Source organism: Mesorhizobium sp. RCAM 05104, assembly GCF_059683645.1.
Window position 1 is genome coordinate 4,772,320 of the sequence record NZ_CM185033.1, and the last position, 13,852, is coordinate 4,786,171.

Consider the following 13,852-nt stretch of genomic DNA (forward strand, 5'->3'; position numbering starts at 1 on the left):
CAGGGCTTGGCTTAGGCCACGGACGGCGCAGCGGTCTCGGATCGCAGCACCGGCTTTTGCCCGAGCACTTCTTCAACAATGCCCCGCGCGATCTCGCGCTCGCCCATGATGACAGTGTCGGCGCCGAGGCCCTTGAGATGCTCGACCTCGGCGTCGGAATGGGCGCGGGCGATGACGTTGATGCCGGGATTGGCGGCACGTGCGCGCATCACAATCTGTCCGGCCTCGAAGGCATTGGGAATGGCAAGGATCAGGCGCTTGGCGCCTTCCGGATTGGCGGCGGCGAACACTTCGGCGTTGGCCGCGTTGCCGGAGACGGTCTCGATGCCGTCGGCCTTCAGCCTGGCCAGTGTCTTGTCGGCGTCCTCGATGACGAGGAAGGGCAGGGTGGCCTGTTTCAGCGCCGCGCCGACGAGGCTGCCGACACGACCATAGCCGATCAGGATGGCGTGGTTGGTGAGGCTTGTCCTCGGCGGCGGCCCATCCTCCCCGTTGGCTGTTGCCACGACCGAGGCCACTTGGCCCGGCTCCGTCGCTGGACCGACCGGCTTTGCCTCGACCGGCGCCGTCCTGGCGGCGCGGGCTTCAAGCCACGGCTTCATCCAGTCGATGGCCAGGAACATCAGCGGGTTGAGGACGATCGACAGGATGGCGCCGGCCAGGATGAGGTCGCGGCCCTGTTCGGGCAGAAGCTTCAGCCCGACGCCGAGTTCGGCCAGGATGAAAGAGAATTCGCCGATCTGGGCAAGGCTCGCCGAAATCATCAGCGCGGTGGCCAGCGGATAGCCGAAGGCAATGACGATAACGAACGCCGCCAGCGACTTGCCGATGACGATGATGGCGAGCGTCGCCAGGATCGGCCAGCCATTGCTGATCAGGCTGAACGGATCGAACAGCATGCCGACCGAGACGAAGAAAAGCACCGAGAAGGCATCGCGCAGCGGCAGCGATTCTTCCGCCGCGCGATGGCTGAGCTCGGACTCGCTCATGATCATGCCGGCGAAGAAGGCACCGAGCGCCAGCGAGACCCCGAACAGTTTTGCGGCTCCGAAGGCGACGCCGAGCGCGATGGCCAGCACGGCCAGCCGGAACAATTCGCGCGAGCCGGTATGGGCGACATAATGCAGGATCCAGGGAATGACCCTGCGGCCGACGACAAGCATGACGACGACGAAGGCGGCGACCTTGGCCAGCGTGATGCCGACAACGCCCCAGATGCCGTAGCTTGCCGGCAGCGACAGCAAGCCGCTCACGTGGGCGTCAGTCTGTTCCTGGCCGCCGAGCACGCCGGCAAGTGCCGGCAAAAGCACTAGCGCCAGCACCATGGCCAGATCCTCGACGATCAGCCAGCCGACGGCGATGCGGCCGCGCCCCGTCTCGATCAGGCGGCGCTCCTGCAAGGCGCGCAGCAGCACCACGGTCGAGGCGACCGAGAGTGCCAGACCAAAGACCAGTCCGGCTCCCATCGACCAGCCGAGCATCCAGGCAAGCCCGGCGCCAAGCGCGGTGGCAAAGCCGATCTGGACGATGGCGCCGGGCACGGCGATGGCGCGCACCGACAGCAGATCCTTCAGCGAGAAATGCAGGCCGACGCCGAACATCAGGAGGATGACGCCGATTTCGGCCAGCTCGTTGGCAAGCCCGGCATCGGCGACGAAGCCCGGCGTGTTCGGTCCGACCAGCACGCCGGCTACGAGATAGCCGACCAGGGGTGGAATGCGGAAGCGGTTGGCGAGAGCGCCGAAGACGAAAGCCAGCCCCAGACCGGCAACGATGGTGGCGATAAGGGGCGTGTCATGCGGCATTGTCTATGGAGCGCCTTTCAAATCTGAGATGTCGGATGTGCGCCGCCCAAAGCCGCCGCCTGTTTGCAATATGGTGGATGGGATGACGGCGATGCAACCCGCAAGAGGCGAAATCGGCCACGACAGGCGCAAAAAGCGAATGGCCGCTGGAATTGATGCGGATCATTGTCACCGTAGACCGGAAAGGGGCAGCATTTTTGCTGTCCTTCGCCAATCTGGACGCGGGCGACTTTAATCTACTAAATTGGTAGAATTTAGAAAAAACTGTTTTGCGACATTTGTCGCGAAGCGCTAAAAGAGCCGGAATTCAAGGCCTGTGGCAGCAGCTTGAATCCGCTCCATGAGCGAAAGAGAAATATTTTTCTCTTGGCCGCGACGCTTTCAGAAAAGCGATTGCATCCCGACAAGCGATGCGCGAGTGCGTTCCTTCTGGTTTTCCGCGCTCGCGCGTAGAACTGCAAGCCAGTTGAGGATTCCGCTCGCATCCATGCCGCACGCTGCTCCCAAGCTCAATGCCTTTCCCGTCTTCATGCGGGTCGAGGGCGAAGCCGTGGCCATCGTCGGCGGCGGCGAAGAAGCGCTGGCCAAGGCGCGGCTGCTCGGACAGTCGAGCGCGGTGCTGTGCATCATCACGGACAATGCCGAGCCGGACCTTTTGGCGTTCATCGCCCAGACAGGCGCGAACCATGTGACCGCCGCTTACGACACCGCGCATCTCGAAGGCGCGGTCATGGTGTTTGCGGCCAGCGGCAACGAGGCACTCGACCGCCTCGTTGTTGAGGACGCACGCCGGCTGGGCATTCCGGTCAATGCCGTCGACCGGCCGGAGCTCTGCGATTTCTTCACCCCGGCGCTGGTGAACCGTGCACCGGTGGCTATTGCCATCGGCACGGAGGGCGCCGGCCCGGTGCTTGCCCAGATGCTGCGCGCTCGCATCGACCGCATGCTATCGCCCTCGCTTGGATCGCTGGCAGTGCTTGCCACTTCGTTCCGTGGCGCTGCCGAGAAGCTGCTGCCGAGGGGCAATGCCCGCCGCCGTTTCTGGAATGATTTCTTCGCCGGCGCCCCTGCCCGCGCGGCTGAAGCGGGTCAGCTGTCTCGGGCACATGATGCAGCTGTCGGCCTGTTGCTTTCGAATGCGCCGGCGTCGGGCCATATCGCACTGGTCGGTGCCGGTCCGGGCGCCGAGGACCTTCTGACGCTGCGCGCGCACCGCCTGCTGATGGAAGCTGACGTGATCGTCCACGATGCGCTGGTGCCGGAGGCGATCGTCGCCATGGGCCGCCGCGATGCCGAGCGCCTGCCGGTGGGAAAACGCAAGGGCTGCCACAGCAAGAGCCAGGCCGAGATCAATGCGCTGCTGGTCGAACTCGGCCGCGAAGGCAAACGCGTCGTGCGGCTGAAGTCGGGCGACCCGCTGGTGTTCGGCCGGGCCGGCGAGGAGATGGCCGCACTGCGCGATGCCGGCATCGCCTATGAGGTGGTTCCAGGCGTCACCGCGGCCTTCGCCGCCGCCGCCGATTTCGAACTGCCGCTGACCTTGCGCGGCGTGTCGTCGTCGATGGTGTTCACCACCGGCCACGACCTCAAGGGCAATTCGTTGCCCGACTGGGCCAAGCTCGCCATTTCCGGCGCCACCGTCGCCGTCTATATGGGCCGTTCGGTGGCGGCCGAGGTTGCCGGCCGGTTGATCGAAGCGGGCCTGTCGCCGGATACGGCGGTCGCCGTGGTCGAGAATGCGAGCCTTGCCAATCGCCGTCGCTTCCACGGCACGCTTGCCGACCTGCCGTCGCTCGAAGCGCGTGCCGATCTGACCGGCCCGGTCATGACCATCATTGGCGACGCGGTCGCCGGCGCAAACTTTGAACGGTCCGAGCCACTCGCGGCACACAGGCATGAAAGCGCGGCAACTGCCGCTGCCGAAGGAGTTGAACAATGAAGATACTGACCGCCAACCGCCTGACCGACGGCATTGCCGTCTGGTACGCCGATGGCGGCTGGGCCGAGACGGTGGACCATGCCGACCTCGCCCATGACAAGGCGGCGGAGGATCGCCTGGAGGCGATCGGCGCCAAGGCCTATGCCGACAATGAAGTGGTCGACGTCAATCTGATCGACGCGGATGTTGTCAACGGCGCTGTCGAGCCGGTGCGGCTGCGCGAGAAGATCCGCGCCGCCGGCCCCACCATCCGCAACGATCTCGGCAAGCAGGCTGCCCACTCGGCGTAAGCCAAGACATTAGTGAAACACGGGCGGACGCGCCCGGAAAGACCAAGCATGTACCGTTACGATGAGTTCGACCACGATTTTGTCCAGGCCCGCGTCGCCGAGTTCAGCGACCAGGTCCAGCGCCGGCTTGCCGGCGAGATCACCGAGGACCAGTTCCGCCCGCTCCGGCTGATGAACGGCGTCTATCTTCAGCTGCACGCCTATATGCTGCGCATCGCGGTGCCCTATGGCACGCTGAACGGCAAGCAGTTGCGCATGCTCGGCCACATTGCCCGCAAATACGACAAGGGCTACGGCCACTTCACCACGCGCCAGAACATCCAGTTCAACTGGCCGGCGCTGTCGGACATTCCGGCGATCCTGGCCGATCTGGCAAGCGTGGAGATGCACGCCATCCAGACCAGCGGCAATTGCATCCGCAACGTCACCGCCGACCATTTCGCCGGTGCGGCCGCCGACGAAGTCGCCGATCCTCGCCCCTATGCCGAAATCCTGCGCCAGTGGTCGTCGGTGCATCCGGAATTCTCGTTCCTGCCGCGCAAGTTCAAGATCGCGGTGACCGGTGCCGAACGCGACCGTGCGGCCATCCAGACGCATGACATCGGCCTGCACCTGAAGAAGAACGCCGCCGGCGAGCTCGGCTTTGCCGTCTATATTGGCGGCGGCCAGGGTCGTACGCCGATGGTGGCCAGGAAGATCCGCGACTTCCTGCCGGAAGCCGACCTTCTGTCCTACTGCACGGCGATCCTGCGCGTTTACAACCTCTATGGCCGCCGCGACAACAAATACAAGGCGCGCATCAAGATCCTGGTCCACGAAACGGGCGTCGACGAAATCACCCGCCAGGTCGAGGCCGAGTGGCGGGAGTTGAAGGACGCCGAGCTGAAGCTGCCGGAGGCCGACATCCGTGCCATCGAGGCCTATTTCGCGCCGCCGGCGCTGGCCGATCGGCCGGATGGCGACCAGGCGGTCAAGCTTGCACGCCTGGATTCGAAGGGCTTCTCGCAGTGGCTCGACCAGAACGTGGTGACGCACCGCCATCCTGACTACGCGGCGGTGACCATTTCGCTGAAGGGCATCGGCGAGGTTCCGGGCGACGCCTCGGACAGCCAGATGGAAGCGGTCGCCGACATCGCCGAGAAATACGCCTTCGACGAACTTCGCGTCAGCCATGAGCAGAACCTCATCCTGCCGCATGTGGCGCGTGCCGACCTCAAGGCGGTCTATGACGCGCTGGTCGACATCGGGCTGGCGACGGCCAATTCCAACCTGATATCGGACATCATCTCGTGCCCGGGCCTCGATTACTGCGCGCTGGCGACGGCACGCTCGATCCCGATCGCGCAGGAAATCTCGCGCCGCTTCGCCTCGCTGGAGCGCCAGCGCGAGATCGGCGAACTGAAGCTGAAGATCTCCGGCTGCATCAATGCCTGCGGCCATCACCATGTCGGCCATATCGGCATACTGGGTGTCGAGAAGAAGGGCTCGGAGCTCTATCAGGTGACGCTTGGCGGATCGGCCGACGAGAACACGTCGGTCGGCGAGATCATCGGCCGCGGCTTCTCGTCGGAAGAGATCACCGACGCCATCGAGCAGATCGTCGAGACCTATCTCGGCCTTCGGCTCAACCCCCAAGAGAAATTCATCGACGCCTACCGCCGTGTCGGTCCCGCGCCGTTCAAGGAGGCGCTCTATGCTGGCGAAGCCAAGGCCGCTTGACCGTATCGTCGACGTCGATGACGGCATCGCCGCCAGGGCGGCGGGACTCGATGCGCTTTACGGTCATCTGAATCCGCTCGAGATCATCGAACGGTCGGCCCGTGAATTGTTCCACGACGAGATCGCCGCGGTGTCGTCCTTCGGGGCGGATTCGGCGGTGCTGCTGCACATGATCGCCAAGATCGACCGCACGCTGCCGGTCATCTTCCTCGACACCGGCAAGCATTTCGAGGAGACGCTCGGCTATCGCGACGCGCTTGTCGCCGATTTCGGGCTGACCAATATCCGGGTGATCAAGCCCGAGGAGGCTGCGCTCGAACGGATCGATCCGACGGGCAATCTGCACCAGAGCGACACTGATGCCTGCTGCGACGTGCGCAAGGTCGAGCCGCTGGCGCGCGGTGTCGCGCCGTTTCGTGCCTGGCTCACCGGCCGCAAGCGCTTCCAGGCCGCGACGCGGGCAGCGCTTCCGGTGTTCGAGGCGGTCGGCGCGCGTATGCGCATCAATCCATTGGCGCACTGGACGACATCGGACCAAGCCGACTACATGCGCGCGCATGCACTGCGCGAAAATCCGTTGGTCGCCTATGGCTATCTGTCGATCGGGTGTTTCCCGTGCACGCAGCCTGTGCAGCCGGGCGAGGACGCGCGCAGCGGCCGCTGGGCAGGCCATGCCAAGACCGAGTGCGGCATCCACCTTTCGGGGTTGGAAGTGTCGCTGACCGATGCATCCCTTTAGGATGTGTTGAGATTCAGGTGAGGCTGGCCTGCAAACGGCAGCTTCCTGCGCTTCCGGTGCTCACGTACTTCAGGTACGCTTCGCACCGGTTCTCGGAAGCCGCCATTTTTCGGCGCAGCCTGACCTGAATCTCAATACATCCTTGGCCCGTTTGAATATTTAGGAACTTTTGATGACTGAACCGACGACACCGGAGACCCGCCTGTGGACCCCGACGGGTTTTCGTGAGGATGAGTGGGCTCATGCCGAAAGCGCCGAAGCGCTTGCCGGCAATGGCCGTTTCATCCTGCCGCTGCAGGCGTTCCTCGACCTTGACCCGCAAGTGCGCCGCTCCGCCAAGGAGCGGCTCGGCGTCGTGCTGCAGCCAGGCGATCAGCTCGAGAAGATAGCCGACCTGCTCGACCAGCTGTCGCTGGTGGCACTGGCCTTCCCGGCCTTCAGCGACGGCCGCTCCTTCTCCAAGGGCGAACTGCTGCGCGGGCGCTATCATTTCGAAGGCGCGGTGCGCGCCACCGGTCAGGTTCTCGTCGACCAGTTGCCGCATATGCTGCGGCTCGGCTTCGACGAGTTCGAGATTTCGAATCCGGTGCTGTTGAAGCGCCTGGAAGAGGGACGCACCGGCGGGTTGGGGCTCTATTACCAGCCAGCCGCCGTGCCGGAGCCCAAGGGCCCAAAATATTCCTGGCGGCGGGTGCGGGCCGGCTGAATCTCAATGATCCCTGGGTTGACGCAACGGTAATTCCGAGCGGCTTTACATCAGCGGTGATCAGGCCTTCTCTTGGGCGTCCGGACGGAAACATCCGCCGGGTGCCAGGAGAAGATCATGGATTTCGATTATGTCATCGCCGGTGGCGGGTCCGCCGGCTGCACGCTTGCCGCGCGGCTCTCCGAAGATCCATCGAAAACGGTCTGCCTGATCGAAGCCGGCGGCGAGGGCAGGAGCCTGGTCATCCGCGCCCCGGCGGGCCTCATTGCCCTGCTGCCAGGCAGGCCGAAGATCGACAACTGGGCATTCGAGACGGTGCCGCAGCAGGGGCTTGGCGGCCGCAAGGGCTACCAGCCGCGCGGCAAGGCGCTGGGTGGCTCCAGCGCCATCAATGCCATGCTCTATACACGCGGGCACCGTGGCGATTATGACGAATGGGCCGATCTCGGCTGCGACGGCTGGTCATGGGACGAGGTGTTGCCCTATTTCCGGCGCGCTGAAGGCAACCAGCGCGGCAGCGACGCCTTGCACGGCGGCGACGGGCCGCTGCGGGTCGCGGAGCAGCAGGAGCCGCGCCCGGTCTCCCGGGCCTTTGTAGAGGCCTGCGGTGAAAACCAGATCCGTCGCAACGATGATTTCAATGGACCAGAGCAGGAAGGGGCGGGGCTTTATCAGGTCACGCAATTCTGGGGCGAACGCCGCAATGGCGAGCGCTGCTCGGCGGCCGCCGCCTATCTGCATCCGGCGATGGACCGGCCGAACCTAACCGTCGTCACCGGTGCGCATGCCACGGGAATCGTCCTTGACGGCAAGCGGGCCACCGGCGTGCGCTATCGCGCGGGCAAGGACGAAGTCGTTGTGAAAGCCAGGCGCGAGGTCATCGTCTGCGGTGGTGCCTTCGGCTCACCGCAACTCTTGTTGCTTTCCGGGATCGGCCCGGCTGTCGAGCTTGCAGCGCACGGAATTCCGATCGTTCATGAACTGCCCGGCGTCGGCAAGAACCTGCAGGATCATCTCGATTTCATCATGGGCTGGACGTCAAGGGATGCCGACATGATGGGCATCGGCCTGCGCGGCCTGCCTGGCCTGCTGCGGCACCTGCGGCGCTGGCGCAAGGACGGCGGCGGCATGATCGCGACGCCTTACGCGGAGGGTGGCGCCTTTCTCAAATCCGACCCGGCGATAGACCGGCCCGACCTGCAATTGCACTTCTGCATCGCCATCGTCGATGATCATGGCCGCAAGCTGCATATGGGTTATGGCTTTTCCTGCCATGTCTGTGTGCTGCGGCCGCATTCGCGCGGCGAGGTCGGGCTGTCGACGCACGATCCGCTGGCGCCACCGCGCATCGATCCGCGCTTTCTCTCCGACGAACGCGACGCCGAGCTGTTGCTCAAGGGCGTCCGAATGATGCGCGGCATACTGGAGGCGCCAGCGCTGGCCAAATACCGCGACAAGGAGATCTACACCGCCGGGGTTTCGAGCGACGCGGAGCTGATGGCGCATATCCGGGCCCGTGCCGATACGATCTATCACCCGGCGGGCACCTGCAAGATGGGCACCGACGATATGGCGGTGGTCGATCCGGAGCTGCGCGTGCGCGGCATCAAGGCTTTGCGGGTCGTCGACGCGTCGGTGATGCCGACGCTGATCGGCGGCAACACCAATGCACCGACCATCATGATCGCCGAAAAGGCGGCGGACATGATCAAGACGGCTGCCTGACTGGAGTTCTGGTCGAACCAGTGGCGTCATTTTTGCCTACTGTGAAACGTCCTGCGGCGGCGCTGTAGGCAATTGACATGAATTGGTCTTACCAATTGTGCGATTTATGCTTTCCCTTTCACCGCGCTGCCCTTAGGATAGAGCTATTATTTCGCGATCCGAAATAAATATGGCCACAAGGGAGGAACCGGGAATGGCTGGCAAGAAGATATTGATGCTCGTTGGCGAGTTCAGCGAGGAGTACGAGATTTTCGTCTTTGAACAGGCCATGCATGCCGTTGGCCACACGGTGCATGTGGTCTGTCCGGACAAGAATGCGGGCGACATATTGAAGACGTCGCTGCACGATTTCGAAGGCCACCAGACCTATACGGAAAAGCTAGGCCACGACTACATCCTCAACAAGACGTTTTCCGAGGTGGACCCGGCCAAATATGACGCCGTCTATGCGGCGGGCGGGCGCGGGCCGGAATACATCCGCATCGACAAGCGCGTGCAGGCGCTGGTGCGGCATTTCCATGAGGCCGGCAAGCCGATCTTCACCATCTGCCATGGCGTGCAGATCCTGATTGCCGTCGACGGCGTGGTGCGGGGAAGGGAAGTCGCGGCGCTTCATTATTGCGAGCCGGAAGTGACACTGGCCGGCGGCATCTATATCGACGTCGCGCCGACCGGCGCGCATGTCGACGGCAATCTCGTTTCAGCCAAGGGCTGGCCGGGCCTGTCCAACTTCATCCGTGAATGTCTGAAGGTGCTGGGCACGGAGATCCGCCATGGCGAGATATTGATGCGCGATGAGCGCCAGGCGGCTTGATCCAGGAGTTTGCCAATGGCGCCGCGCCGCATGGCGCGGCGGCAATCATTGGTAGTAACGCTTGAGATTGCCGCGGATGCGATCCAGTACGGTGGCTCCGGAGAGGTCAGGCAAGAACTCCTTGCCGGTGATCGCTTCATAGGCCTGGGCATAAACCCGCGAGGCCTGATTGACGATCTCGTCAGGAATCTTCGGGATCGGTTCCTTGTACGGGTCGCATCGGGCCGAGACCCACGACCGGATGAAATCCTTGTCGAAACTGTCCGGCCGCGTGCCGTTTTCGAGCGCCTGTTCATACGTCGACGCGATCCAGTACCGGCTGCTGTCAGGCGTGTGGATCTCGTCGGCGAGCACGATCGTCCCGTGCTTGTCGACGCCGAACTCGTATTTCGTGTCGGCGAGGATCAGGCCGCGCTCGGCGGCGCGCGCCTGGCCTCGGGCGAACAACCGCAAGGCGTAGCTCGACACGGTCTGCCATTGCGCCGGTGTGAGAAGACCTCGTTCGATTATTTCGGCTTCGGACAGAGGTTCATCATGACCGCCATCAAAAGCCTTGCTCGTCGGGGTGATGATCGCTTCGCGAAGCTTCTCGTTTGCACGCAACCCGTCCGGCAGGACAGTTCCATACATATCCCGCTCGCCATTCTTGTATTTGGTCAGGATTGACGTGCTGGTGGTTCCCGCCAGATAGCCACGAACGACAATTTCGACAGGCAGGATCTCGAGCCGGGTGCCCACGACAACGTTGGGGTCGGGATATTCGAGAACATGGTTCGGGCAGATATCGGCGGTCTCTTCAAACCAGTACCTGGCGATCTGAGTCAGGATCTCTCCCTTGAACGGGATTGAGGTCAGGATGGTGTCGAAGGCACTGATGCGGTCGGTGGCGATAATGATGCGCCGCCCGTCCGGCAGGTCGTAATTTTCCCGTACCTTGCCGCTGTAGCGGTTTGGAAGTTCGGGGATGAAGGCATCTGAAAGTACGCGCGGATCGCTCATTGGTGCATGTCGTTCGCCGATGGTCGCCGCAAATTGCCCGAAGCTCGATGCTTGACCGATGAATGTCGATTGGTTTTAGATCGCCGCCCGTGCCTCGCGGAACGACACCAGCTTCCGGCGGTTTTCATCCCACAACGCCAGCTTGACGCAGCGCAGGCTTTCGAGGAGCGTGACGCGTCCGATACCGCGCAGTTCCGGATAATCCCGCAGCACTTCCTGCAACCGGTAGCCCGGTACCCTGGCGGAGAGGTGATGGACATGGTGGACGCCGATATTGCCGGTGAACCAGTTCAGCACCGGCGGCAGGTCGTAGTAAGATGATCCGTGCAGGGCCGCATGCTGGAATTCCCATTCGGAATCCTTTGCCCATTCGGTCTCCTCGAACTGGTGCTGGACGTAGAACAGCCAGATGCCGGCCGACCCGGCGAGGATGACGATCGGCAGATGGACCACCAGGAACGCGCCGGGGCCGACAAACCAGATGAGAACGGCTGCCGCAACCGCGATGGCGAGATTGGTGGTCATTGACGACACCCAGGGCGTCAGGCCGCCCCGCATCATGCCGATTGGCAGCCTTTGCTCGAAGATGAACAGCCAGATCGGTCCAAGGCCGAACATCACCAGCGGATGGCGATAGAGACGATAGGCAAGGCGGCCCCGCCAGGACATTTGCCGGTATTCGGCAACGGTCAGCGTCCTGATGTCGCCCATGCCGCGCTCGTCAAGGTTGCCGGCGCTGGCGTGATGCGTGGCGTGGGCGCGCCGCCAGCAGTCGTACGGCGTCAGCGTGAGGACGCCGAGCGCGCGGCCGATCCAGTCGTCGGCATAGCGATTGGCGAAGAAAGAGCCATGGCCGCAATCATGCTGGATCATGAAGATCCGCACCAGGAACCCGGCCGCGGGAAGGATGAGGATCAGCCCCCACCAATGGCCATAGGCATAGGCGGCCGAGGAGAGGCCCCAGAGCAGGGCGAAAGGAATGAGAGTGATGGCGAGTTCGAGGGCGCTGCGACGCCTGTCCGGCTTCTTGTAGCGCGCCAAAATCTTCAGCCACGCACGTTTGCTGCTGGCCGCCGTCTCAGGGGAAATCATGTTCATCAGGGAATATAGACGCCGGAGGGTGGCGCCGCAAGGCGATGTTCACGTGAAATTACTGCGCGTAATTGTCGCGCGACAGCCATGTGAGGCCGGCCTTCTGGTGCTGGAACGTTGAAATGCCGGAGGTTCTGGCTACCGGCGCCCGCCGCTGGCGGTGCTGCTTTCCACGCTGTCCAGGCGGTCAAGCAATTTCCTGAAGCGGTCGGGAATATCGGCTTCGGCACGGAAGGCCGGCAAGGTTCGCAGAAAGCGCGTCGTCGACTCGGCGCCGAATTGGCGTTTGACTTCGGCAGCCAATCTTTCTGTCTTTTCGCCCTTGTTGCGGGTCATCTGTCAAAATCCTGTGTCGGCTTCGAAACTCCTCCAGCAAGGGAATGGTTCCGCGATCACTCCTTTGTGGCAAGCAAAGCTGGCGGTTAAGGTAAAGTTTGAATTAAAATTGAAATGTCTTGCCATGCCTCGCTCGGCCCTGCCGACAGCCTCCACTCTTGCTTACCCCTTGATTTTTGGCCGCCAAACCTCGATATCGGGCACAAAATCCACACCATTCCAGATTGACGGGAAACGGCGATGAGCGACCAGGCAAAAGACGAACGCGCGCCCGACGAAGCCGAGGCGACCGAGGCCAATGCCGAGCGCACGGAAGGCAGCATCGACGGCGATTATGAAGCGCTTGTGCGGCTGCTGAAGGAAAATGAAGAGCTGAAGGACCGCGCGCTGCGCGTGGCGGCCGAGATGGAAAACCTGCGCCGCCGCACCGCGCGCGACGTGCACGACGCGCGCACCTATGCGGTCGCCAATTTCGCTCGCGACATGCTGTCGGTCTCGGACAATCTGCGCCGCGCGCTGGATGCGATTCCAGCCGAGGCCAAGGCATCCGGCGACGCCGGCTTCAAGGCGCTGATCGAAGGCGTAGACCTCACCGAGCGCGCCATGCTGTCGGCGCTGGAACGGCACGGGGTCAAGAAGCTCACGCCGGAAGGCGAGAGGTTCGATCCCAATTTCCACCAGGCGATGTTCGAAGTGCCCAATCCGGATGTCCCGGCCAATACCGTGGTCCAGGTCGTGCAGCCGGGTTATTCTATCGGCGAGCGGGTGTTGCGCCCGGCCATGGTCGGCGTCGCCAAGGGCGGTCCGAAGCTTGCAGCCGGCGAAGCGCAGGTCGAGCCGGGTCCGGTGAATGACGAGGCCGAGAAGGACGCGTGAACGGACAAGGGAATAGCGAGTAGCGAATAGGGAAATACGCAATAGCAGCTTCGTGCTATTCGCTATTTTCCACTTACTCTTTCATTGTTCGCTGCATGAACCCCATTGCGCTTCTCGACTATGCTGGTGTCGCCGTCTTTGCTGCGACCGGGGCGCTTGCCGCTTCGCGCAAGCAGCTCGACATTATCGGTTTCCTGTTCCTGGCCAGCGTCACCGGCATCGGCGGCGGCACCTTCCGCGATCTCATCCTCAATGTGCCTGTCTTCTGGGTGGGAAACCGCGACTATGTGCTGATCTGCGCGGTGGTGGCGGTGGTGGTGTTCTTCACGGCACATCGCGTCGAATCCCGTTACAAGCTGCTTTTGTGGCTCGACGCCATCGGCCTTGCCGCCTTTTCAGTGATGGGCGCGGCCAAGGGACTTGCCATCACCGGCTCGCCGGCGGTGTCTGTGATCACCGGCATGCTGACCGCCACATTTGGCGGCATCCTGCGCGATCTCCTGGCGGGGGAGCCTTCGGTGCTGCTGAGGCCGGAAATCTATGTGACGGCGGCTCTCGTCGGGGCAGCCGTCTTTACCATAGGCGATGTCGCCGGACTGCCGCAGATTGTTTCAGGACTGGCCGGCTTCGCCGCGGCGTTTGCCGTGCGCGGCGGCGCACTCCGTTTCGGCTGGGCGTTTCCGTCCTACAAGAGCCGGCCCGGCCGGCGGCCGGAAGATATTCCGTGAAGGTGAAGTGAGTGGCCAATAGGGAGTAGCGAACAGGGGGATGGCAGTCCGCAGGATTGCGGCGTGGCTTTCGCTGTTCGCTAA

General features: G+C 63.2%; 13 protein-coding genes. 9 read left to right on the forward strand and 4 right to left on the reverse strand.

Annotation, left to right across the window (positions count from 1 at the left end):
• Window positions 1-11 precede the first annotated feature (11 nt).
• Window positions 12-1,805: a YbaL family putative K(+) efflux transporter gene (ybaL, locus tag AC56QP_RS23390; RefSeq protein ID WP_489863293.1), complete on the reverse strand. Its 1,794-nt coding sequence runs from the start codon at window positions 1,803-1,805 to the stop codon at window positions 12-14.
• Window positions 1,806-2,292: 487 nt separating this feature from the next.
• Between ybaL and cysG the strand changes: the two genes are divergently transcribed.
• From cysG to AC56QP_RS23425, 7 genes are all read left to right on the forward strand, one after another.
• Window positions 2,293-3,744 (forward strand): siroheme synthase CysG, encoded by a 1,452-nt coding sequence (gene cysG / locus AC56QP_RS23395; RefSeq protein WP_489863292.1) that lies wholly within the window; start codon window positions 2,293-2,295, stop codon window positions 3,742-3,744.
• Window positions 3,741-4,034: a DUF2849 domain-containing protein gene (locus tag AC56QP_RS23400; RefSeq protein ID WP_489863291.1), complete on the forward strand. Its 294-nt coding sequence runs from the start codon at window positions 3,741-3,743 to the stop codon at window positions 4,032-4,034. Before cysG ends, AC56QP_RS23400 begins: the two co-directional genes overlap by 4 nt.
• 48 nt (window positions 4,035-4,082) lie before the next feature.
• Window positions 4,083-5,753: a nitrite/sulfite reductase gene (locus AC56QP_RS23405; protein ID WP_489863290.1), complete on the forward strand. Its 1,671-nt coding sequence runs from the start codon at window positions 4,083-4,085 to the stop codon at window positions 5,751-5,753.
• On the forward strand, window positions 5,728-6,492 hold the full coding sequence (locus AC56QP_RS23410; protein ID WP_489863289.1) for a phosphoadenylyl-sulfate reductase: 765 nt from the start codon (window positions 5,728-5,730) through the stop codon (window positions 6,490-6,492). Before AC56QP_RS23405 ends, AC56QP_RS23410 begins: the two co-directional genes overlap by 26 nt.
• A 172-nt stretch (window positions 6,493-6,664) precedes the next feature.
• The gene (locus AC56QP_RS23415; protein ID WP_091583281.1) at window positions 6,665-7,198 is read left to right on the forward strand and encodes a DUF934 domain-containing protein; all 534 of its coding nucleotides are present in this window, start codon (window positions 6,665-6,667) and stop codon (window positions 7,196-7,198) included.
• 117 nt (window positions 7,199-7,315) lie between these two features.
• The gene (locus AC56QP_RS23420; protein WP_489863288.1) at window positions 7,316-8,923 is read left to right on the forward strand and encodes a GMC family oxidoreductase; all 1,608 of its coding nucleotides are present in this window, start codon (window positions 7,316-7,318) and stop codon (window positions 8,921-8,923) included.
• Window positions 8,924-9,116: 193 nt separating this feature from the next.
• Window positions 9,117-9,737, forward strand: coding sequence for a DJ-1/PfpI family protein (locus AC56QP_RS23425; protein WP_489863287.1), 621 nt, complete (start codon window positions 9,117-9,119; stop codon window positions 9,735-9,737).
• Window positions 9,738-9,782: 45 nt separating this feature from the next.
• Here the strand turns inward: AC56QP_RS23425 and AC56QP_RS23430 are convergent, their stop codons facing one another.
• From AC56QP_RS23430 to AC56QP_RS23440, 3 genes are all read right to left on the reverse strand, one after another.
• The gene (locus AC56QP_RS23430; RefSeq protein WP_489863286.1) at window positions 9,783-10,736 is read right to left on the reverse strand and encodes a phosphoribosylaminoimidazolesuccinocarboxamide synthase; all 954 of its coding nucleotides are present in this window, start codon (window positions 10,734-10,736) and stop codon (window positions 9,783-9,785) included.
• 75 nt (window positions 10,737-10,811) lie between these two features.
• Window positions 10,812-11,834, reverse strand: coding sequence for a fatty acid desaturase (locus AC56QP_RS23435; RefSeq protein ID WP_489863285.1), 1,023 nt, complete (start codon window positions 11,832-11,834; stop codon window positions 10,812-10,814).
• Between the two features lie 132 nt (window positions 11,835-11,966).
• A complete protein-coding gene (locus AC56QP_RS23440; RefSeq protein ID WP_489863284.1) occupies window positions 11,967-12,164 on the reverse strand; it encodes a hypothetical protein in 198 nt (65 codons plus the stop codon).
• 240 nt (window positions 12,165-12,404) lie between these two features.
• Here AC56QP_RS23440 and grpE point away from each other — a divergent pair, with 240 nt between their 5' ends.
• Complete coding sequence (gene grpE / locus AC56QP_RS23445) at window positions 12,405-13,040, forward strand: nucleotide exchange factor GrpE (RefSeq protein WP_091583265.1); 636 nt, start codon at window positions 12,405-12,407, stop codon at window positions 13,038-13,040.
• Between the two features lie 95 nt (window positions 13,041-13,135).
• Window positions 13,136-13,768, forward strand: coding sequence for a trimeric intracellular cation channel family protein (locus tag AC56QP_RS23450; RefSeq protein ID WP_489863283.1), 633 nt, complete (start codon window positions 13,136-13,138; stop codon window positions 13,766-13,768).
• The last annotated feature ends 84 nt before the right edge of the window (window positions 13,769-13,852 follow it).

Excerpts from the sequence above, each read along its gene's own strand:
- ybaL (WP_489863293.1), bottom strand. The coding sequence starts at position 1,805 with ATGCCGCATGACACGCCCCTTATCGCCACCATCGTTGCCGGTCTGGGG.
- AC56QP_RS23425 (WP_489863287.1), top strand. The coding sequence starts at position 9,117 with ATGGCTGGCAAGAAGATATTGATGCTCGTTGGCGAGTTCAGCGAGGAG.
- AC56QP_RS23400 (WP_489863291.1), top strand. The coding sequence starts at position 3,741 with ATGAAGATACTGACCGCCAACCGCCTGACCGACGGCATTGCCGTCTGG.
- AC56QP_RS23420 (WP_489863288.1), top strand. The coding sequence starts at position 7,316 with ATGGATTTCGATTATGTCATCGCCGGTGGCGGGTCCGCCGGCTGCACG.
- AC56QP_RS23440 (WP_489863284.1), bottom strand. The coding sequence starts at position 12,164 with ATGACCCGCAACAAGGGCGAAAAGACAGAAAGATTGGCTGCCGAAGTC.
- AC56QP_RS23435 (WP_489863285.1), bottom strand. The coding sequence starts at position 11,834 with ATGAACATGATTTCCCCTGAGACGGCGGCCAGCAGCAAACGTGCGTGG.
- cysG (WP_489863292.1), top strand. The coding sequence starts at position 2,293 with ATGCCGCACGCTGCTCCCAAGCTCAATGCCTTTCCCGTCTTCATGCGG.
- grpE (WP_091583265.1), top strand. The coding sequence starts at position 12,405 with ATGAGCGACCAGGCAAAAGACGAACGCGCGCCCGACGAAGCCGAGGCG.
- AC56QP_RS23415 (WP_091583281.1), top strand. The coding sequence starts at position 6,665 with ATGACTGAACCGACGACACCGGAGACCCGCCTGTGGACCCCGACGGGT.
- AC56QP_RS23430 (WP_489863286.1), bottom strand. The coding sequence starts at position 10,736 with ATGAGCGATCCGCGCGTACTTTCAGATGCCTTCATCCCCGAACTTCCA.
- AC56QP_RS23410 (WP_489863289.1), top strand. The coding sequence starts at position 5,728 with ATGCTGGCGAAGCCAAGGCCGCTTGACCGTATCGTCGACGTCGATGAC.
- AC56QP_RS23450 (WP_489863283.1), top strand. The coding sequence starts at position 13,136 with ATGAACCCCATTGCGCTTCTCGACTATGCTGGTGTCGCCGTCTTTGCT.
- AC56QP_RS23405 (WP_489863290.1), top strand. The coding sequence starts at position 4,083 with ATGTACCGTTACGATGAGTTCGACCACGATTTTGTCCAGGCCCGCGTC.